14 protein-coding genes are annotated in these 19,533 nt (G+C 68.1%); 6 read left to right on the top strand and 8 right to left on the bottom strand.

Going from position 1 to position 19,533, the window contains the following annotated elements:
* Positions 1-4 precede the first annotated feature (4 nt).
* Together ettA and rarD are read right to left on the bottom strand one after the other, a co-directional pair.
* Positions 5-1,672 carry an energy-dependent translational throttle protein EttA gene (gene ettA, locus ACEN9H_RS30020; protein ID WP_056133951.1) on the bottom strand — a complete coding sequence of 556 codons (1,668 nt, stop codon included), beginning with the start codon at positions 1,670-1,672 and terminating at the stop codon, positions 5-7.
* 276 nt (positions 1,673-1,948) lie between these two features.
* Complete coding sequence (gene rarD / locus ACEN9H_RS30015; RefSeq protein ID WP_413673101.1) at positions 1,949-2,833, bottom strand: EamA family transporter RarD; 885 nt, start codon at positions 2,831-2,833, stop codon at positions 1,949-1,951.
* A gap of 217 nt (positions 2,834-3,050) precedes the next feature.
* On the opposite strand from rarD, the gene ACEN9H_RS30010 reads away from it, so the two are divergent.
* Together ACEN9H_RS30010 and ACEN9H_RS30005 are read left to right on the top strand one after the other, a co-directional pair.
* Positions 3,051-4,928 carry a potassium transporter Kup gene (locus tag ACEN9H_RS30010; protein ID WP_413673100.1) on the top strand — a complete coding sequence of 626 codons (1,878 nt, stop codon included), beginning with the start codon at positions 3,051-3,053 and terminating at the stop codon, positions 4,926-4,928.
* 100 nt (positions 4,929-5,028) lie between these two features.
* Entirely contained in the window at positions 5,029-5,508 is a 480-nt protein-coding gene (locus ACEN9H_RS30005; RefSeq protein ID WP_056133960.1) for an FKBP-type peptidyl-prolyl cis-trans isomerase, read from the top strand.
* Position 5,509: 1 nt separating this feature from the next.
* Here the strand turns inward: ACEN9H_RS30005 and ACEN9H_RS30000 are convergent, their stop codons facing one another.
* The 3 genes from ACEN9H_RS30000 to ACEN9H_RS29990 are packed head-to-tail and all read right to left on the bottom strand — an operon-like array spanning position 5,510 to position 9,930.
* Complete coding sequence (locus ACEN9H_RS30000) at positions 5,510-7,915, bottom strand: ABC transporter permease (RefSeq protein ID WP_413673099.1); 2,406 nt, start codon at positions 7,913-7,915, stop codon at positions 5,510-5,512.
* Between the two features lie 10 nt (positions 7,916-7,925).
* Positions 7,926-8,606, bottom strand: a complete 681-nt coding sequence (locus ACEN9H_RS29995) for an ABC transporter ATP-binding protein (protein ID WP_413673098.1) — start codon at positions 8,604-8,606, stop codon at positions 7,926-7,928.
* A 40-nt stretch (positions 8,607-8,646) separates the two neighbouring features.
* Complete coding sequence (locus ACEN9H_RS29990; RefSeq protein ID WP_413673097.1) at positions 8,647-9,930, bottom strand: efflux RND transporter periplasmic adaptor subunit; 1,284 nt, start codon at positions 9,928-9,930, stop codon at positions 8,647-8,649.
* Between the two features lie 160 nt (positions 9,931-10,090).
* Here ACEN9H_RS29990 and ACEN9H_RS29985 point away from each other — a divergent pair, with 160 nt between their 5' ends.
* The 4 genes from ACEN9H_RS29985 to ACEN9H_RS29970 all read left to right on the top strand — a co-directional run bounded on the left by ACEN9H_RS29985 (position 10,091) and on the right by ACEN9H_RS29970 (position 16,215).
* Positions 10,091-11,425, top strand: a complete 1,335-nt coding sequence (locus ACEN9H_RS29985) for a sigma-54-dependent transcriptional regulator (protein WP_413673096.1) — start codon at positions 10,091-10,093, stop codon at positions 11,423-11,425.
* Positions 11,415-12,635 carry a sensor histidine kinase gene (locus ACEN9H_RS29980; RefSeq protein WP_413673095.1) on the top strand — a complete coding sequence of 407 codons (1,221 nt, stop codon included), beginning with the start codon at positions 11,415-11,417 and terminating at the stop codon, positions 12,633-12,635. Before ACEN9H_RS29985 ends, ACEN9H_RS29980 begins: the two co-directional genes overlap by 11 nt.
* A 90-nt stretch (positions 12,636-12,725) precedes the next feature.
* Complete coding sequence (locus ACEN9H_RS29975; RefSeq protein ID WP_413673094.1) at positions 12,726-14,873, top strand: PEP-CTERM sorting domain-containing protein; 2,148 nt, start codon at positions 12,726-12,728, stop codon at positions 14,871-14,873.
* 37 nt (positions 14,874-14,910) lie between these two features.
* Positions 14,911-16,215: an MFS family transporter gene (locus ACEN9H_RS29970; protein ID WP_056133966.1), complete on the top strand. Its 1,305-nt coding sequence runs from the start codon at positions 14,911-14,913 to the stop codon at positions 16,213-16,215.
* On the opposite strand, the gene ACEN9H_RS29965 is transcribed toward ACEN9H_RS29970, so the two are convergent.
* The 3 genes from ACEN9H_RS29965 to gshA all read right to left on the bottom strand — a co-directional run bounded on the left by ACEN9H_RS29965 (position 16,208) and on the right by gshA (position 19,446).
* Positions 16,208-16,669 (bottom strand): GNAT family N-acetyltransferase, encoded by a 462-nt coding sequence (locus tag ACEN9H_RS29965; RefSeq protein ID WP_413673093.1) that lies wholly within the window; start codon positions 16,667-16,669, stop codon positions 16,208-16,210. The two genes, ACEN9H_RS29970 and ACEN9H_RS29965, sit on opposite strands and share 8 nt — an antisense overlap.
* 13 nt (positions 16,670-16,682) lie before the next feature.
* Complete coding sequence (locus tag ACEN9H_RS29960) at positions 16,683-17,693, bottom strand: histone deacetylase family protein (protein WP_413673092.1); 1,011 nt, start codon at positions 17,691-17,693, stop codon at positions 16,683-16,685.
* A 157-nt stretch (positions 17,694-17,850) separates the two neighbouring features.
* Positions 17,851-19,446: a glutamate--cysteine ligase gene (gshA, locus tag ACEN9H_RS29955; protein ID WP_413673091.1), complete on the bottom strand. Its 1,596-nt coding sequence runs from the start codon at positions 19,444-19,446 to the stop codon at positions 17,851-17,853.
* Between the last annotated feature and the right edge of the window lie 87 nt (positions 19,447-19,533).

Raw genomic sequence — 19,533 nt, 5'->3', positions numbered from 1 at the left:
CAGCTTAGCTGGTGAGCGGCTTGTAGCGGATCCGCTTCGGCTTGGCGCCTTCTTCGCCGAGGCGCTTCTTCTTGTCGGCTTCGTACTCCTGGTAGTTACCGTTGAAGAAGGTGACCTGCGACTCGCCTTCGAACGCGAGGATGTGGGTGGCGATGCGGTCGAGGAACCAGCGGTCGTGCGAGATGACCATCACGCTGCCCGCGAATTCCAGCAGCGCGTCTTCCAGCGCGCGCAGGGTTTCGACGTCCAGGTCGTTCGACGGTTCGTCCAGCAGCAGCACGTTGCCGCCCTTGAGCAGCGTCTTGGCCAGGTGCAGGCGGCCGCGTTCACCGCCGGACAGGTTGCCGACCAGTTTCTGCTGGTCCGCGCCCTTGAAGTTGAAGCGGCCGAGATACGCGCGCGACGGCATCTCGAAGCGGCCGACGGACAGCATGTCGGCGCCGCCGGAGACGTCTTCGAACACGGTCTTGTTCGCGGCGAGGCTGTCGCGCGACTGGTCGACGAGCGAGACCTTCGCGGTCTTGCCGATGACGACTTCGCCGCTGTCCGGCTGCTCGATGCCCGCGATCATGCGGAACAGCGTCGACTTACCGGCGCCGTTCGGGCCGATGATGCCGACGATCGCGCCCGGCGGCACGGTGAACGACAGGTTGTCGATCAGCAGGCGGTCGCCGAACGCTTTCGAGACGTTCTTGAATTCGATGACTTCGTTGCCCAGGCGTTCCGCGACGGGGATGAAGATCTCCTGCGTCTCGTTGCGCTTCTGGTATTCGTATTCGGACAGTTCGTTGAAGCGGGCGAGACGCGCCTTCGACTTGGCCTGGCGTGCCTTCGGATTCTGGCGCGCCCATTCCAGTTCTTTCGCCAGCGCCTTCTGGCGCGCGGATTCCGTTGCTTCTTCCTGCTTCAGGCGGGCTTCCTTCTGTTCCAGCCAGGAGGAGTAATTGCCCTTCCAGGGGATGCCGTGGCCGCGGTCCAGTTCCAGGATCCATTCGGCGGCGTTGTCGAGGAAGTAGCGGTCGTGGGTGATGCCGACGACGGTGCCCGGGAAACGCAGCAGGAACTGCTCCAGCCACTCGACGGATTCGGCGTCCAGGTGGTTGGTCGGCTCGTCGAGCAGCAGCATGTCGGGCTTGGACAGCAGCAGCTTGCACAGCGCCACGCGGCGCTTCTCGCCGCCGGACAGCACGCCGATCTTCGCATCCCACGGCGGCAGGCGCAGCGCGTCGGCGGCCATTTCCAGCTGCAGGTTCAGGTTGCCGCCGTCGGACGCGGCGATGATCGATTCCAGGCGCTCCTGCTCCTTGGCCAGCGCGTCGAAATCGGCGTCTTCCTCGGCGTAGGCCGCGTACACGGCTTCCAGCTTGGCCTGCGCCTCGAAGGCTTCACCCAGGCCGCTCTCCACTTCCTGGCGCACGGTTTTTTCCGGATCGAGCTGCGGTTCCTGCGGCAGGTAGCCGATGTTCAGGCCCGGCATCGGGCGCGCTTCGCCCTGGATGTCGGTGTCGATGCCGGCCATGATCTTCAGCAGGGTCGATTTGCCCGAGCCGTTCAGGCCCAGCACGCCGATCTTCGCGCCCGGGAAGAACGACAGCGAAATGTCCTTCAGGATCTGGCGTTTCGGTGGGACGATCTTGCCCACGCGGTTCATGGTGTAGACGTAATTGGCCATTAGTAATGTGCTTCGATTTTGAAATGAGGACGACAGGATACTGAAAATTCGGGGTCAGAGCAGGTTTTTCGCCAAATTCGGGGTCAGAGCACTTTTTCGGGAAATTGCTCAGGCAGAAAAAGCAAAACCTGAATGGCGCGACACTCCTGTGTGGCGCCGTCGACGGGGAAGTGGCTGACAGCTTAACCGCATCGATGAGAAATTGTCCGAAAATGTGCTCTGACCCCGAATTGCGCCGGAAATGTGCTCTGACCCCGAATTTTGGTTTGCGGTGGCTCAAGCCTCTTTGGCCACCGGCTGCGGGCGATTCAGCAAGCCTTCGGCGGCGAACAGGGCCAGCGCGAGCCAGATCAGCACGAAGCCGACGAGGCGGTCCGCTGTGAACGCTTCGTGGAACAGCCATACGCCCAGCAGGAATTGCAGGGTGGGCGACATGTATTGCAGCAGTCCGACGATCGACAGCGGGATTTTTCTCGCGCCCGCCGCGAACAGCAGCAGCGGGATCGCCGTGATCGGCCCGGCCGCGACGAGCAGCAGGCGCGTCATGTTCGAGTCCGTGTTGATGAAGGTGTTCTGGCCGTGCACGCTGAGCCAGACGACGTAGGCGGCCGCGAGCGGGAACAGCACCATCGTCTCGAACGACAGACCCTCCAGCGCGCCGAGTGCGGCCGTCTTGCGCAGCAGGCCATAGCCGCCGAACGACACGGCCAGCGCCAGCGCGACCCAGGGCACGTTGCCGGCCTGCCACGTCAGCCAGGCAACGCCCAGCGCCGCGACGCCGATCGCCATCCATTGCGTGCGCCGCAGGCGTTCCTTCAGCAGCATCGAGCCGAACATGATGTTGACGAGCGGATTGATGAAATAGCCGAGGCTGGCCTCGATGACGTGGTTGTTGTTCACGGCCCAGATGTAGATGAGCCAGTTGACGCTGAGCAGCAGGGCCGACGCGACGAAGCTGCCGAACACGCGCGGCTGGCGCACGAGGTTCAGCCAGGCCCACTGGCGGCGCACGGCGAGCACGATCACGAGGAAGAGCAGCGACCACAGCATGCGGTGCGCGAGGATCTGCAGCGGCGGCACTTCGTCGATGGCGTGGAAATACAACGGAAACAGGCCCCAGCACAGGAAGGCGAGGGCGGCGGACAGGATGCCGGTGTTCATGGGGAGGCGTGATACGGGTGAACGGTCTGACATTATCCTTGAACGGACGCAGCCTTGCTGGCGGGCCCGCCGTTTGCGGCAACCGAGGCGTGCGCTCGGCCTGCTTCCATTGATGCAGACTTTGAGAAAATAGCGGCCGAGCAAAAGGTCGCGCTCTTGTTTTTCCTTGTCAATTATTCTATTGTGCAACGCACCAGAACAACAAAACGGTGAAACCTTGACGGCAGAACATAAGAAAAGCAGCCTGGCAGGGCTGACGCTGGCGGCGGTCGGTATCGTCTACGGCGACATCGGTACCAGCCCGCTGTACACGCTCAAGACCATCTTCGATCCCGTCCACGGCCTGGCCCTGACCACGCCGAACCTGCTGGGCATCGTGTCCCTGATCTTCTGGGGCCTGACGATGATCGTCTCGCTCAAATACGTCACGCTGGTGCTGCGCGCGGACAACCGCGGCGAGGGCGGCATCATGGCCCTGATGGCGCTCGCGCTGAATTCCGTCACGCGCACGTCGCGCTGGCATTACGTGCTGATGGTGCTGGGCGTGTTCGGCGCCACCATGTTCTACGGCGACAGCGTGATCACGCCGGCGATCTCCGTGCTGGGCGCGATCGAAGGTCTCGAAGTGGCCACGCCCGGCCTGGAAAAATACGTCGTGCCGCTGACGATCGTCGTGCTGGTCGGGTTGTACAGCGTGCAGCGCCACGGCACGGCGGGCATCGGCCGCTGGTTCGGCCCCGTCATGATCGTGTGGTTCGCCGCGCTGGCCGTCATGGGCGTCATCAACATCGTGCAGGCGCCCGTGATCCTGCACGCGCTGAACCCGCTGCACGCGTTCGAGTTCATGCTGCGCGAGAAGATGATCGCGTTCGTCGCGCTGGGCGCCGTCGTGCTGGCGTTCACCGGCGCCGAGGCGCTGTACGCGGACATGGGCCACTTCGGCAAGAAGCCGATCCGCTTCGCGTGGTTCATGGTCGTGTTCCCCGCGCTCGCCATGAACTACCTGGGCCAGGGCGGCCTGTTGATCACGCATCCGGAAGCGCTCGAGAACCCGTTCTTCCACCAGCTGGGCAGCTGGAGCGTGCTGCCGCTGGTGCTGCTGTCGACGATGGCGACCGTGATCGCGTCGCAGGCCACGATCTCCGGCACGTTCTCGATGACGCGCCAGGCCATCGCACTGGGCCTGTTGCCGCGCATGCGCGTGATGCACACGTCGGAGAGCGAGATCGGCCAGATCTACATCCCGGCCGTGAACTGGCTGCAGCTGATCGTCGTGCTGCTGGCGGTCGTCGGCTTCGGTTCGTCGGACAAGCTGGCCGGCGCCTACGGCATCGCGGTGACGGCGACCATGTTCGCGACGACGATCCTGACGTTCTTCGTGATCCGCTACCGCTGGCACCTGCCGCTGTGGCTGTGCTTCGGCGCCACCGGCTTCTTCATGGCGATGGACATCATGCTGTTCTCGGCCAGCACGTTGAAACTGCTGCACGGCGGCTGGTTCCCGCTGCTGCTCGGCGCGATCCTGCTGACGACGATGCTGACGTGGAAGCGCGGCCGCGAACTCGTGTTCGAGAACCTGGAAAAGCACGCGATCCCGCTCGACGACTTCCTGCAGTCGCTGTTCGTGGCGCCGCCCGACCGCGTGTCCGGCACCGCCATCTTCCTGCGCGGCGAAACCGACGGCGTGCCGCACGCGCTGCTGCACAACCTCCTGCACAACAAAGTGCTGCACGAGCGCGTCGTGTTCCTTACGGTGCGCATCCGCGAAGAGCCGTACGTGCCCGAGAGCGAGCAAGTCGAGGTCGTCCCGCTGGGCCACAACTGCTACCAGCTGAACGTGACCTACGGCTTCAAGGACGAAGCGGACATCCCGGACATCCTGCGCCTGTGCGCCGCCTGCGGCCTCGAGTTCGAGATGATGGAGACGTCGTTCTTCATCGCGCGCCAGACCGTGATCTCGGTGCCGGGGCAGGGCATGATGCCGTGGAGGGAGCACCTGTACGTGGCGATGCAGCGCAACGCCCGCACGGCCGCGGATTATTATCAGATTCCGAGCAACCGCGTCATCGAACTCGGCACCCAGGTCGAAATCTGAGCGGATTACAAAGGCATACAAATCCCCCACAGACGCTTGCAGGGCAGGTTGGTAAGGTTCGGGTTTCCATCCGATAACCAACCTGTCCCGTAGGAGTCCCATGAAACTGTCCTTCCCACTGGCCGCCGCCTTCGCCGCCATCCTGAGCCTGTCCGCATGCGGCGGCGGTGGCGATTCGGGCAGCACCACCCCTCCCGTCGTCAACAATCCCGCCGCGCTGACCAAGACCGACATCGCGATCGGCACCGGTGCCGAAGCCGTCAACGGCGCGCGCGTGCAGGTCAACTACACGGGCTGGCTGTACAGCGCCGCCGCGGCCGACTTCAAGGGCACCAAGTTCGACGCGTCGTTGCCGGGCAAGCCGTTCACTTTCGTCATCGGCGCCGTGAACACCAACGAATCCGTGATCCCCGGCTTCGGCCAGGGCGTGCAGGGCATGAAGGTCGGCGGCAAGCGCACGATCCTGATCCCGAGCAGCCTGGGTTACGGCGTGGGCGGCGTGCCGGGCGCAATCCCGGGCAACACCGGCCTCGTGTTCGAAGTCGAACTGGTCAAAGTCTGCGGCAGCGCGGCCTGCTGATTCATTCGCGCAGCGCGCTGGCGGGGCGGATCCGCACCGCCGCCAGCGCGTGGCGCAGGGTCGACACCAGCGCCACGACGCCCGCCACCAGCAGCGCGGCGGCGAGCGTCCAGCCGCCGATCGGCGCACGCTCGGTGAACCCGCCCAGCCAGCGCTGGATCGCCACCCACGCGAACGGTAATCCCAGCACCGCGCCGGCGCCGACCAGCGCGGCGAACTCGCGCGCCACCAGTTTTGCGATCGCCGCGTGGCCGGCCCCATACAGCTTGCGCAGCACGATCTCCCGTTCGCGCCTGCGCACGCTGTACGCGGCCAGCACGTAGATGCCGAAGGCGGCGATCGCCGTCGCGATCGCGCTCGATGCCGCCAGAAGCTTGGCGAGACGCAGGTCGTCGGCATAGAACATGTCTGACATGAGCGTCGCCACGCGCACGACGTCCAGCCCTTCGTTGGGGAAGTAACGCGGCCACAGGGCCAGGATCGCGCGCCTGACCGCGTCAACGTCGCCACTGCAGCGCACCGTGAACCCGCCGATGCGGTCGCGCAGGAGGAACACACTCGGCTGCTGGCCGTCGCGCGCCGAACGCTGGCGCAGATCCGGCGCGACGCCCACGACCTGCATCGGCTGGCTGCCCCCGCTAAACGTCACCACCTGCCCGACCGCGGCGCGTGGAGACGCGAAGCCGAGCTGGCGCGCCGCCGCCACGTTGAGCACCACGCGGTCGTCGTCGTTCACCTTATCGAACCTGGGCGAGTACAGGCGCCCGGCGATGGGCTTGACCCCGTAGACGTCGAAGAATGCCGGATCGACGCTGTAGACGTTGAGGTCGGAGGCCGTGCCGCCGGCGTGGCGCATCGACGTGATGTTGTGACCGACGCTGAACGGCAGATTCGAGACCGCCACGCCCGCGACGCCCGGCAGGCGCGCGACGGCATCGCGCAAGGCTTGCGTGCGCGGGTCGCGCAGGTCGTTATCGGCCGGGAACATCAGCAGCGGGGCCGTATCGAAGCCGGGATCGAGTGTGCTGACGTAGCGTGTCTGCCAGGCGACGGCAAGTGTCGTGGCCGTCAGGCCGATGGCGACGCCGAACTGCAGCGTGGTCAGCGCGCGCCGGATCCACAGGCCACGCGCGGTTTCTCCGGCGCCGCGTCCGGCCAGCGCGGCGGTGGCGCGTACGCGCAGTGCCGACCAGGTCGGGTAGGCGCCGGCGGCCAGGCCGAGCAGCATGCCCAGCGCCAGCGTCGCCGCTAGCGGGGCGGGGCCGAATATGCCGTCCAGCCTGCGCTGCACCAGGTCCTCGAACACAGGCAACAGCAGCCATGCCAGCAGCAGGCCGAGGACTGTCGCGAGCAGGCAGACCAGCACCGACTCGGCCAGGAACTGGCGCGCCACGGCTTGCGCGGAAGCCCCGAGCACCTTGCGCACGGCGATCTCGCGCTGGCGCGCCAGCGTGCGCACGGTGGCCAGGTTGACGTAGTTGGCCGTGGCCAGCAGCAGCACCAGCACGGCGACGGCGCCCAGGCCGATCACGCCCTGGCGGTTGCCGTGCGGCGCGAACAGGTCGTTCAGGCCGGGCGCCAGGTATACGTCGGCGATCGGCTGCAGGCGGTAATCGATCAGGTCGCGCCCGCCCAGCGCCGCCACCTGCTGGGCGTAATCGTGCTGCACGAGCGGCGACGCGCGCAGGCTGCGCCGCACGGCGTCGAGGACCGCATCGGCGTCGGCACCGGGCAGCAGCTTGAGGTAGATCCGGCCGGCCGAGCGGCCCCACGTGCCGGAGACGGACGCGCGCATGTCGGTCGGCATGATCGCGCTGCCCCTGCCGGCCAGGCCTCCGAACGACATCGTGGCGGCGGCGGGCGGGTCGGCCACGATGGCCACCACCACGTAGGTGCGGCCGTCGCCCTGCAGCGTTCGCCCGACCGCATCGGCGCGCCCGAACACCTTCAGTGCGGTGTCCGCGGTCAGCGCCAGCGCCTCCGGTCGCGTGAGGGCCTCGTGCAGGTCGCCCGCCAGCACGCGCGGCGCGAAGATCTTCTCGAAGTCGGGATCGACCAGCGTGACGCCGATGTTCCGGACCCGGCCGTCCACGCGCACATTGAGGCCGAAGTTGAGGAAGGCGGTGCCGAGCACTGGCTGGCCGCTCGCCTTCGCCGCCTCGAGCGCGGGCAGGCCGGTGGCGGTATCCCACTCGTTGCCGAGCAAGGCCAGGTTCCACCGCTGCTGCAGCTGGAACACGCGCTCCCGTTCCGGCACGTGCTCGTCGTACGAAAACGAGTGGCGCACGAAGCCGAGCAGCAAAAAGCACACGACGACGCCGACCGCCAGGCCGAGCACCACCACCGCGGAATAGGCCGGCTCCTTGACGAGCAGGCGCCAGCCGATGCGGAAATCGCGCAAATTCATCGTGGCCTCCTTATGCCGCCAGCAACGCGTCGACGACGATGCGGCCGTCGAGCAGGCGCAGCGTGCGCGACGCCTGCGCCGCGTGCGCGGGCGAGTGCGTGACCATCACGACCGTCGTGCCCTCGGCGTTGATGTTCCGCAGGAGGCGCATGACGTCGTCGCCGTGCGCGGTGTCGAGGTTGCCGGTCGGTTCGTCGGCGAGCAGCATGGCCGGCCCGGCCACGAGGGCGCGCGCGATCGCCACGCGCTGCTGCTGGCCGCCCGACAGCTGCGACGGCCGGTGCCCGGCGCGGTGTGCCACGCCCAGGCGATCGAGCATGTCGCGCACGCGCCGCCGGCGCTCGGCCGGAGGCATGCCCGTGTATTCGAGCGCGAGTTCGACGTTCTCGAACACCGTCAATTCCTCGATCAGGTTGAAGCTCTGGAAAATGAAACCGATCTTCCCGCGCCGCAGCGCGTTCAGCTTCGCCTCGCTCCAGCCGGCGACGTTGCGGCCCTCGAACCAGTACTCGCCGGACGTCGGCACATCGAGCAGCCCGAGGACGGACAGCAGCGTGGACTTGCCGCAGCCGGACGGCCCCGTGATGGCCACGTATTCGCCGGCCGCGATCTCGAGGTCGATGCGGTCGAGGGCCGTGGTGCGGACTTCGCCCGCCGTGTGGATCTTGCTGACGCCTGATAGTCGGAGCATGTCGTTCTTTCGTGGTTGATGTGATGTTGGAGGGTGCGGGTCACTTCGTCAATTCCAGCCGTCTGGCCTTGCCGAACGATGTGTAGCCGGACACGATGACGTCCTCGCCGGCGGCCAGTCCGGACAGGACTTCCACCTGCGTGTCGTTGCGGCGCCCCAGGCGCACGGTGCGCCGTTCGGCATGGCGGCCATCCGGCGCCGCCACGAACACCCAGGCGCCGCCGCCGTCGCCGGCATAGGCGCCCTGGGGCAGCAGCAGGGCCCGGGCCGGTTCGCCCAGGGTCACGCGCGCGTCCAGGCCCTGGCCGGGGCTGATCACGGGCGGCTGCGGGCCCGTGAACACCATCTCGACGGTGAAGCGGCCGTCCTTGACCTGCGGGTAGATCGTGGCGACGCGCAGCTGATACCTGGCGCCGTCCTGGACCGCCAGGCCAGGGCGTCCGGTCGTGACGCGGCTGAGATAGAACTCGTCGACCTGAGCGACCAGCTTGAAGCGCTGCGGATCGTCGATGCGGCCGATGCGCTGGTCGGGGCGCACCGTCTCGCCGACGAGCAGCCGGAAATCGGTCAGCACGCCGGCCGCCGGCGCGCGCACGGCCAGCGCGTCGACGGTCGCGTTCACGAGCTTCAGGCCCGCCTGCAGGCCCGCGATCACGCCTTCGATCTGCTGCAGCACGCGACCGCGCACCTGTTCCTCGGCGGCGCTGCTGGCCCGTTCGTCGTCCAGCAGGCGGCGCTGCTGCGCGAGCTTGTCGGCGGCATCCTCCAGCGCGGCCGTGGACAGGAAGCCGCGCGCGGCCAGGCTGGCGTTGCGCGCATGCTGCTTGCGCGCCTGCTCCAGCGCGAATTCCAGGTCCGCCAGGCGGCGCTGGTGGTCGGTGCGGCTGGCTTCCTGCGCCACGCGCAGGGTCGCGAGGTTCGAGATCTGCTGCGCGTACTCGGTCTGGCGCGCCAGCAGTTCCAGGTTGCGCTGCGGGTTCGACAGGCGGAACAGCAAATCGCCTTTCGCCACGCGCTGGCCGTCGTGCGCGACCACTTCCTCGACGCGGCCGGATTCGACCGAGTCGAGCACGATGGCGCGCAGTGGTTCGGCACTGGCGCGCACGACGATCTCGTCGCGGAAGACACCCGGCGCGACGCGGGCGATGCGCACGTCGCGTGCTGCCACCTGCAGCCCGTGCGGCAAGGCCTGCCACGCGGCGAAGGCGGCCAGCGCGCCGGCGGCCAGCAGCGCGCCGGCACGTACGGCGAGCCGGCCGCGCCGGACGGGAACGCGCACGTCCATGGCGGCGCCGGTGACGAGGTGGGGAGATGGATTGGTCATGCCGGCATCGTTTGCAAGCCCCGTGCCACGACCGTTTTGCCCGTGCCGACAAGGGTTTTATCGCGCGACTGTCCGGATCCGGACAGGGACCCCTGTGCGCTTCCGAACAGGTGACCGCCGGGCAGTACAACGCCGCGATGCGCGCTGCTAGAATGGCCCGATGGTTGAATCCCGCACCCGCCTCCTGATCCTCGACGACGACCGCGATGTCGCCTGCGCCGCGCAGATGCTGCTGCGCCGCCGCCATGGCGCGGTCGTCGCGCTCGACGATCCGGCGCGGCTGGAGGCGCTGCTGGCGGACGGCGTGCCGGACGTCGTCCTGCTCGACCTGAACTTCACGCCGGGCCGCATCGACGGCGCCGAGGGACTCGCGGTGCTCGACCGCCTGCGCACGCTGGCGCGGCCGCCCGCCGTGATCGCGCTGACCGCGTATGCCGACGTGCCGCTCGCGGTGGAAGCGCTGAAGCGCGGCGCCGCCGACTTCATCACCAAACCGTGGGACAACGCACGCCTGGTGGCCGCCGTCGATGCCGCGCTGGCGCGCCGCACGGCCGCGAACGTGCCCGGCGCGTCGGCCCTGATGGGAGACTCCGCGCCGATGCGCGAGGTGAAGGCGATGATCGCCGGTGTCGCGCCCACCGAGGCCAACGTGATGGTGCTGGGCGAGAACGGCGTCGGCAAGGAGCTCGTGGCGCGCGCCGTCCACCAGGCGTCGCGCCGCGCCGCCGGCACCTTTCTCGCCGTGGACATGGGCGCGCTGCCCGAGGCGACCTTCGAGAGCGAGTTGTTCGGCCACCGCAAGGGCGCGTTCACCGACGCGAAGAGCGACCGCGCCGGCCGCTTCCAGGCCGCGCGCGGCGGCACGCTGTTCCTCGACGAGATCGGCAACATGCCGCTGCCCGCGCAGGCCAGGCTGCTGACGGCGCTCGAGCGCAGGGAAGTCACGCCGATCGGCGCCGACCGTCCCGAGCCGGTCGACGTGCGCATCGTCAGCGCGACCAACCTGGCGGAAGACCGCCTGTTCGATCCGGCCGTGTTCCGCGCCGACCTGCTGTTCCGCCTGAATACGATCGTGATCCGCGTGCCGCCGCTGCGCGCCCGGCGCGACGACATCCCCGCGCTGCTGCACCACTACCTGTCGCTGTACGAGGGCCAGTACCAGCGACCCGTGCGCGAGCTGGCGCCGGCCGTGCTGGACCGCCTGTGCGCGTGGGACTGGCCGGGCAACGTGCGCGCGCTGCGCCACGCGTGCGAGCGCGCCGTGATCCTGGGCGCCGACGCCGACTACCGCTTCGAGGATTTCGGCCTCGCGCCTGCTGCACCGCCTGCGCCCGTCCAGGTGGAGAAGGAGCAGGACTTCAGGCTGGGCGCACTGGAACGCGACACCATCGCCGCCGCGCTGGACAAGGCCAGGGGCAACATCAGCCTCGCCGCGCGCATGCTGGGCGTCAGCCGCGCCGCGTTGTACCGCAAGCTGGGCAAGCATGGCATCTGAAGCGCGCGCGAAGGCGGTCGCGCTGCTGGCGGCGGCCGGCCTGGCGGCGCTGGCGTTCGGCGCCGGCCGCGCGGGCGATGTGCCGCGTGTCCTTGTGCTGTGCGGCCTGGCGGCCGTGGTCGCGGTGCTGGTCCTGTGGCGCAGCCTGGCCGCGCTGGCCGCGCTGCGCCGGCTGCCCGCGCCTGAACCCCGCGCCGTGCTGAACGTCGAGCAGCAAAGCCTGGTCGACAATGCGCTGGCCGTGGAAGCGCGCCTGGAACACGCGCCGGTCGCGCTGTTCGGCATCGACGGGGACGAGCACGTGCAGCCGCTGAACGCGAACGCGCGCAAGCTGGTCGCGCCGGGCCGCGCCACCGATGCCGCGGCCCTGTACCGCCAGCTGGCGCGTCAACCGCACGGCGACCGCACCTTGCTGCAGTTCGAGACCGAGCGGGGCACCGAACGCGCGCTGGCGACGGTGTCGATGCTGACCCTGCACGGCCGCCCGCAACGTCTCGCCGCGCTGATGCCGGTCGAGAGCGAACTGGAAGCCGAAGCCTTGAACGCCTGGCGCCGGCTGGTGCACGTGCTCACGCACGAGATCATGAATTCGCTGACGCCGGTGGCGTCGCTGTCGCGCACGGCGCGCGACCTGGTCGAGGAAGCGCGGCCCGCGCTGCCGGTCGACGTGGCGGCGGACCTCGGCACGGCGCTCGACGCCATCGGCCGCCGCGCCGACAGCCTGGCCGGTTTCGTCGCCAGCTACCGCAGCCTGTCCAACGTGCCGGACGCGCGGCCCGAGCGGGTGCCGCTGGCCGCCCTGTTCGCGCGGCTCGATGCGCTGGTGGGGCCGGCCTGGCGGGAGCGCGGCGGCGACGTCGCGTTCTCGGTGGAGCCGGCGTCGCTGGAACTGATGGCCGACCCGGGCCAGCTCGAGCAGGCGCTGATCAACCTGCTCAAGAACGCGTTCGAGGCGACGGGTGCGGGCGGCCGCGCGCGCGTTACCGCCCGCCTGGTGCGCGGCGCGCGCCTGCGCATCGAGGTCGACGACGACGGTCCCGGCGTGCCGGACGCGCTGGCCGCGCACATCTTCACGCCCTTCTTCACGACACGCAAGCAGGGCGGCGGCATCGGCCTCGCGATGGTGCGTCAATTGGTACATGGCAATGGCGGCACGGTACGTTACGCGCGCCCGGTGAGCCGGGGCGCGCGCTTCGTCATCACGTTCTGAACGCGTTCCGCGCACGCCTGATCTGGCTCAGTTCCGCGCGGCGCATCGGGCCGTATCGTTGGCACGCCTGAATGTCATCCGGAGCCTGCCATGTCGATACGCCGTTGCCTGTTCGCCCTGTTGTTGCCGTTCTTCGCCAGCGCGCACGCGTGGGCCGATCCGCTTTATACATTCGATTTCCTGCCTGCCGGTTTCGCGCCGTCCGCGCTCAACAACGCAGGCCAGATCGTCGGTACGTACGGCGGTGCGGCCGCCATCCTGTCCGGCGGCACCATCACGAGCCTGGGCAGCGTGCTGCCTGACAGCTACGGTCTCGCGATCAATAACCATGGCGACATCGCCGGCGCACAAAATAGCCCGTACAACGGCAGCGCGTTCGCCTACGTGGGCGGCAGCGTGGTGCCGGTGGCCGCGAGCCTGCCCGACATGTACGCGTATTCGAACGCGAGAGGCATCAACGACGCCGGCATGGTCGCGGGCAATGCTCAGCCCTACATCGGCGAGGCACAGCGCGGCTTCCTGGTCGACAGCGGGGGCATCCACCTGATCGGCACGTTCGGTGGCGACTGGAGCCAGGCCGCAGCCATCAACGCGTCCGGCACGGTGGCCGGCACGGCCACGCTTGCCTCCAGCACATTCGACCCGGACCGCCACGCCTATCTCTACCAGGGCGGCACGATGCTCGACCTCGGCACGCTGGGCGGCCTGCGCAGCGAAGCCTACGACGTCAATGACGCCGGCCTCGCGGTGGGCTGGTCGGAAACGGACGTCGTCCTGGACAACGGCGCGCTGACACGGCCCTTCGCGTACCGCGACGGTCACATGGTCGACCTCGGTTCGCTGGGCGGCAACTGGGGCTATGCGCGGGCGCTGAACAATGCGGGCCTCATCGTCGGCGCGTCGGACCTCATCACGGACGTCGGCTGGGGCTACCACGCCTTCATCTATCTCGACGGGCACATGGTCGACCTGAACACGCTCGTGACGGGGGCGAACGGCTGGGAGATCATCGACGCCACCGACATCAACGACGCGGGCCGGATCCTGGGCCGTGCCTGCCGCCTCGGCACGTGCGCGGACGTGCGCCTGGACCTCGTGTCGGCCGTGCCCGAGCCGGCCACCTGGGCAATGCTGGCCGCCGGGCTCGGCCTGCTGGCCTGGCGCGCGCGCCGGCGCCGCGTGAAGCCGGCGCTGATGCTCGGCGTATCCCTGGCAGTGGCGGCACCGGCCGTGCTGGCCGACCCGCTGTACACCGCGACCTTCCTGCCCGAAAACTTCACGGCCTACGGCATCGGCAACGACGGCAGCGTCGTCGGCAGCGGCATCAATCTCGACAACCAGCAACGCGCCTTCGTGTGGCTGGACGGCACGACGACGTTCCTGCCGACGCTGGGCGGCCCATCCGCCTGGGCGACCGCCACCAACGGCGGCGCCGTGGTCGGCGCCTCGCTGTCCGGCGACTTTACGCGCGGCTTCATCTACCGCAACGGCGACATCCGGAGCACCGGCACGCTGTACGGCGGCGAGAGCATTGCGTACGGCATCAACGCCGCGGGCCAGGTCGTGGGCGATTCCACGGATGCGTCCGGCAACAGCCGTGCGTTCCTGTACAGCGGCGGCACGCTGACCGACATCGGCACGCTGGGCGGGACGGATGCGCGGGCGCGGGGCATCAACGGCGCGGGCATGATCGTCGGGGGTTCCCAGCCGGGCCCGGGCTTCCCGGACGACGGCGCCCACGCATTCCTGTACCACGACGGCACCATGCAGGACCTCGGCACGCTGGGCGGCGGCTTCAGCTGGGCCGAGGCGGTGAACGATGCCGGCCAGGTGGCGGGCTACAGCCTCATCGGCGCCGCGGCCGTCTGGCATCCGTTCCTGTACAGCGGCGGCGTGATGCACGACCTCGGTTCCTTCGGCGGCGACTTCGGCGAAGCCCACGCCATCAACGCGGCCGGCATGGTGGTCGGTTATTCCAGCTTCGTCGGGGACGGTTTCTCGCATGCGTTCGTGTATGCCGACGGCAGCCTGGTCGACCTGAACAACGTGACGGACGGCCTCGGCATCCAGGTGCTGATGGACGCCGTCGGCATCAACGACGCCGGCCAGATCGTGGCCAACAGCTGCAACGACTTCGGGTATTGCGCGCCGGTCCTGCTCACGCCCGTGCCGGAGCCGGCGGCGGCGTTTTTGCTGCTTGCAGGCATCCCCGTGCTGTTGTGGCGCCGTAAAAATTGAGGAACTGCTATGCTGGGTCCGGACCCGGAGGATAGCTATGACCACGACGGATACAGCAGACCCGCATGCCATCGAACATCTCACATCGCGCCAGCGCGTGTTCGCCATCGTCGGCGCGTCGTCCGGCAACCTGGTGGAGTGGTTCGACTTCTACATCTATTCGTTCTGCGCCCTGTATTTCTCGTCTGCCTTCTTCCCGAAAGGCAATCCGACGACCCAGCTCCTGAACACGGCCGGCATCTTCGCGGCGGGCTTCCTGATGCGCCCGATCGGCGGCTGGCTGTTCGGCCGCATCGCCGACCGCTACGGCCGGCGCAATGCGATGATGATTTCCGTGCTCATGATGTGCGGCGGCTCGCTGATGATCGCCGCGCTGCCGACCTATGCCAGCATCGGCACGGCGGCGCCCATGCTGCTGCTGGTGGCGCGCCTGTTCCAGGGCCTGTCCGTCGGCGGAGAGTACGGCACCAGCGCCACCTACATGAGCGAGGTGGCCGAGCCGGGGCGCAAGGGGTTCTTCGCGTCGTTCCAGTACGTGACCCTGATCGGCGGCCAGCTCGCGGCGCTGCTCGTGCTGGGCATCCTGCAATTGCTGCTCACGCATGACGAACTGAAGGCCTGGGGCTGGCGCATCCCGTTCGTCGTCGGCGCCTGCGCCGCCCTCGTGTCGCTGTACCTGCGCCGTTCGCTGCACGAGACGACCACCGCCAGCGAGCGCAAGAGCGAGGCCGCGGGCAGCGTCGCGTCGCTGCTGAAGCACCACCGGCGCGCGTTCGTCACGGTGCTCGGCTTCACGGCCGGCGGCTCGCTGATCTTCTACGCGTTCACGACGTACATGCAGAAATACCTCGTCAACACGGCCGGCATGAGCACGGAGACGGCGAGCCGCATCATGACCGTCTGCCTGCTGGTCTACATGCTGCTGCAGCCGGCGTTCGGCGCGCTGTCCGACCGCATCGGCCGGCGCACGTCGATGATCGCGTTCGGTGCGCTGGCCGCCGTGTTCACGACGCCGATCATGATGGCATTGCGTAACGTATCGAGCCCGCTGACTGCCGGCGCGCTGATCGTGTGCGCGCTGGCGATCATCAGCCTGTACACGTCGATCGGTGGCCTGATCAAGGCCGAGATGTTCCCGGTCGAAGTGCGCGCGCTGGGCGTGGGCCTGTCGTATGCGGTCGCCAACGCGATCTTCGGCGGCTCGGCGGAATACGTGGCGCTGTGGTTCAAGCAGGCCGGCCACGAGCCGTATTTCTACTGGTACGTGAGCGTCATGTGCGCGCTGGCCTGTCTCGTCGCGATCCGCATGCCGGATCCGACCAAGGCCGGCCTTCTTAAGTAGCGGTGCGCACCATGTCGATGTGCATGATGCCGTCCTCGTCGTACGGCGCGGACACCGTGACGAAGCCGAAGCTCCCATAGAACGCTTCCAGGTGCGCCTGGGCGCCGATGCGGATCGCGTGGCCGGGATGCAGCCGTTGCGCGCACGCGATGCCTTGCGCGACCAGTTCGCGGCCCAGGCCCGTGCCGCGCGTGGACGGGCTGGTGACGACGCGGCCGAGCGACATCTCCTCGTATTTCGCGCCCGGCGCCAGGCAGCGCAGGGTGGCCGCCAGTTCGCGCTTGCCGTCGACGGTGCGCCAGCCGAGCAGGTGATGCGCGCCCGGATCGAGGCCGTCGATGTCCGGGTACAGGCACGCCTGCTCGAGCACGAACACCTGCTGGCGCAGCGCCAGCATCTCGTACAGTTCTGCCGCCGTCAGGTCGGCAAAACCGCTCCACTGCCATTCGATCATTGTCGTTTCCTTGTCAGGCCGCCGTCTCGAAACCTTCGAGCACGTTGACCACGTTGATGCCGAGTTCGGGCACGACCGAGCCGCCTTCGAACACGAAGACGGTCGGCAGGCCGAGAAAGCCGATGCGCTCGCCGATGCGCAGAAAATCGCCGCTGGCGAGGCCGAAGTGCGAACGCGGGTCGCCGCTGAAACCGTCGACGCCCAGCGAGACGACGAGCGCCTGCGGAGAAAAGCCCGCCATCTTCACGCAGGCCGTTTCCAGGGCAAGAAACCACTGCGCCGCCGCTGTTCCGCGCGGCAGCGGCACGTTCAGGTTGAAGCCGAGGCCCGCGCCGGCGCCCGTCTCGTCGGCGTGGCCCGCATAGTACGGGTAATCCGTGCGCGGGTCGGCGTGGATCGACGCGACCAGCACGTCCTTGCGGCGATAAAAGATGTCTTGCGTGCCGTTGCCGTGGTGGTAGTCGATGTCGAGGATGGCCACGCGCTGCAAGCCGTCGTCGAGCAGGTGCTGGGCCGCCAGCGCGGCATTGTTCAGGAAGCAGAAGCCGCCGCAGTAGTCGGCGCCGGCGTGATGGCCGGGCGGACGCGTGAGCGCGAACGTGCCGCGCTCGCCCAGGCGCAGCGCGTGCGCCGCATTGATCGCGCAGTCGGCGCCCGTCTTCGCGGCGGTCCACGTGCCGGCCGTCAGCGGCGTCGTACTGTCGAACGCGTACAGGCCGAGGCGGCCCGTGAACGTATCCGGTTCGACGTCGCGGCGCATGCCCTGGCCGGGCCACACGGAGGGGACGAGATCGCGCTCGGCGTTGCGCGGGTCGAGCGACAGCCACTCGTTCCACGCGCTGCGCAGGAAGTGCAGGTAGCGGGGCGTGTGGATGCGTTCCAGCGACGTCAGGGGCACGCCGTGCGGGGTGACGATGCGGCCCAGGCCACGCCGCGTGAACTCGTTCGCCACGACGTCGATGCGCTGGGGCGGTTCCGATGCGGGGGCGTGCTGGGCGTGGTGTTCGTTGAAAAAGGTGAGCAAGAAGAGCCCCGATTCAGCGTGAGACGTCGTTCCCGCGCAGGCGGGAACCCAAGTTCTGCTTGCGTTACCGTAACGCGTGCAAATTGGGCCCCCGCCTGCGCGGGGGCGACGTGCATGCGCGGGGCGACGTGCAGGCGTAAATGTCCAGGCTCGCGTGTTAGCTGTTACGGCACAGTGTACTACTGTTATACGCCGCCACGAAGTCGTCGAAGGAGCCGGTATCCGTCGCCTCGACCTGCGCCTGCTCGGCCAGCGACAGCCGCGCCATCTCGTCGAACAGCGCGGTCTCGGCCGGCATCAGCGGTTCGGTGCGGAAGGCCTCGGCGTGCAGTTCGCTCTGGCGCAGGCCGAACTGCGCGAACGAGCCGAGCGTGCGCACTTCCTGCAGCACGCGCGCGGACGGGGTCTTGTCCGGATCCGCGACCTTGGCCTTCTGCGCGTTCAGCGCGTCCATGTGCGCGCCCTTGTAATTGTGCTCGTGGTCCAGCAGTTCCGCGACGGGGCGGATGCGTTCCAGCAGCTCTTCCGCCCAATCCTTCAGCAGCACTTCGTGGTCGTTGCGCGTGAGGGTCAGGCCCGGACGGCGGCCTTCCTTCACGGTGCGCGCGAAGTTGCGTGCGTGGACCTGGCCTTCCATTGCATTGATCAGCGGGCTTTCCTCGAGGGCGCAGAACAGCAGGAAGGCGTCCAGGAAGCGGCCCGTCTCCAGCGCGATGCCGACCGGTTCGAACGGATCGACGTCCAGGCAGCGCACCTCGATGTATTGCACGCCGCGGGCGCACAGCGCCTGCACCGGGCGCTCGCCCGTGCGGATCACGCGCTTCGGGCGGATCGTCGAATAGTATTCGTTCTCGATCTGCAGGATGTTGGTCGACAGCTGGACCCACTCGCCATTCTTCTTCGTGCCGATCTCCGCGTACGGCGGATACGGGCGCTTGACGGCGTCCATCAGCGAGGTCACATAGCTTTCCAGGCTGTTCTCGTGCGGGCGCAGGCCGGACTGGGCGTCGTTCTGGTAACCCAGGTCGCTCATGCGCAGGCTCGTCGCATACGGCAGGAACAACGTGTCGTCCGACAGCGTCTCGAGATTGTGCTCGCGGCCGCGCAGGAAGCCCGTCGACAGGGTCGGCGATGCGCCGAACAAATACATCAGCAGCCAGCTGTAGCGGCGGAAGTTGCGGATGGTCGCGATATAGCTTTCGGACTGGAAGTCGCGCAGCGCGTTGCGGCGTTCTTCCGTGATGCCCTCGTGTTCCGCCAGCAGCTGCCACAGTTCTTCCGGCAGCGAATAGTTGTAGTGGATGCCCGCGATGCATTGCATGGCCTTGCCGTAGCGCAGGGCCAGGCCGCGGCGGTACACGTGCTTGAGCATGCCGAGGTTCGACTTGCCGTACCAGGCGATCTCGATGTCTTCCTCGGCCGGCAGCTGGCACGGCATCGACTGGCTCCACAGCAGTTCGCCGTCCAGCTTGGAATAGGCGTAGCGGTGGATCGCATCCAGGCGGTGCAGGGCCAGGCCGATGTCGTGTTCGGCCGGCGTGATGAATTCGAGCAGCGCTTCCGCGTAATCCGTCGTGATCTGCGGATGGGTCAGGGCCGAGCCGAGTTTTACCGGATGCGCAGTCCTTGCCAGGTGGCCCTGGCCATCGACGCGCAGCGTCTCGCGCTCGATGCCGCGCAGGCCTTGCAGGAGCAGGCCGCGGTGGGCATCGTCGTCCAGCAGGGCCAGGCGGCGGGTCAGTTGGTTCGACACGAGGTTTCCTTTCTTATACTGCCATGAGACGCAGAGATTAACCGAAATCGGCCAACCGCGCCGGTCAGCCCTCAATATGACTTTTTA

This window comes from Massilia cellulosiltytica (assembly GCF_047325105.1).
In the GTDB taxonomy this organism is placed as follows: Bacteria; Pseudomonadota; Gammaproteobacteria; order Burkholderiales; family Burkholderiaceae_D; genus Telluria; species Telluria orientalis.
This window is presented reverse-complemented; position numbering and strand designations above follow the sequence as displayed.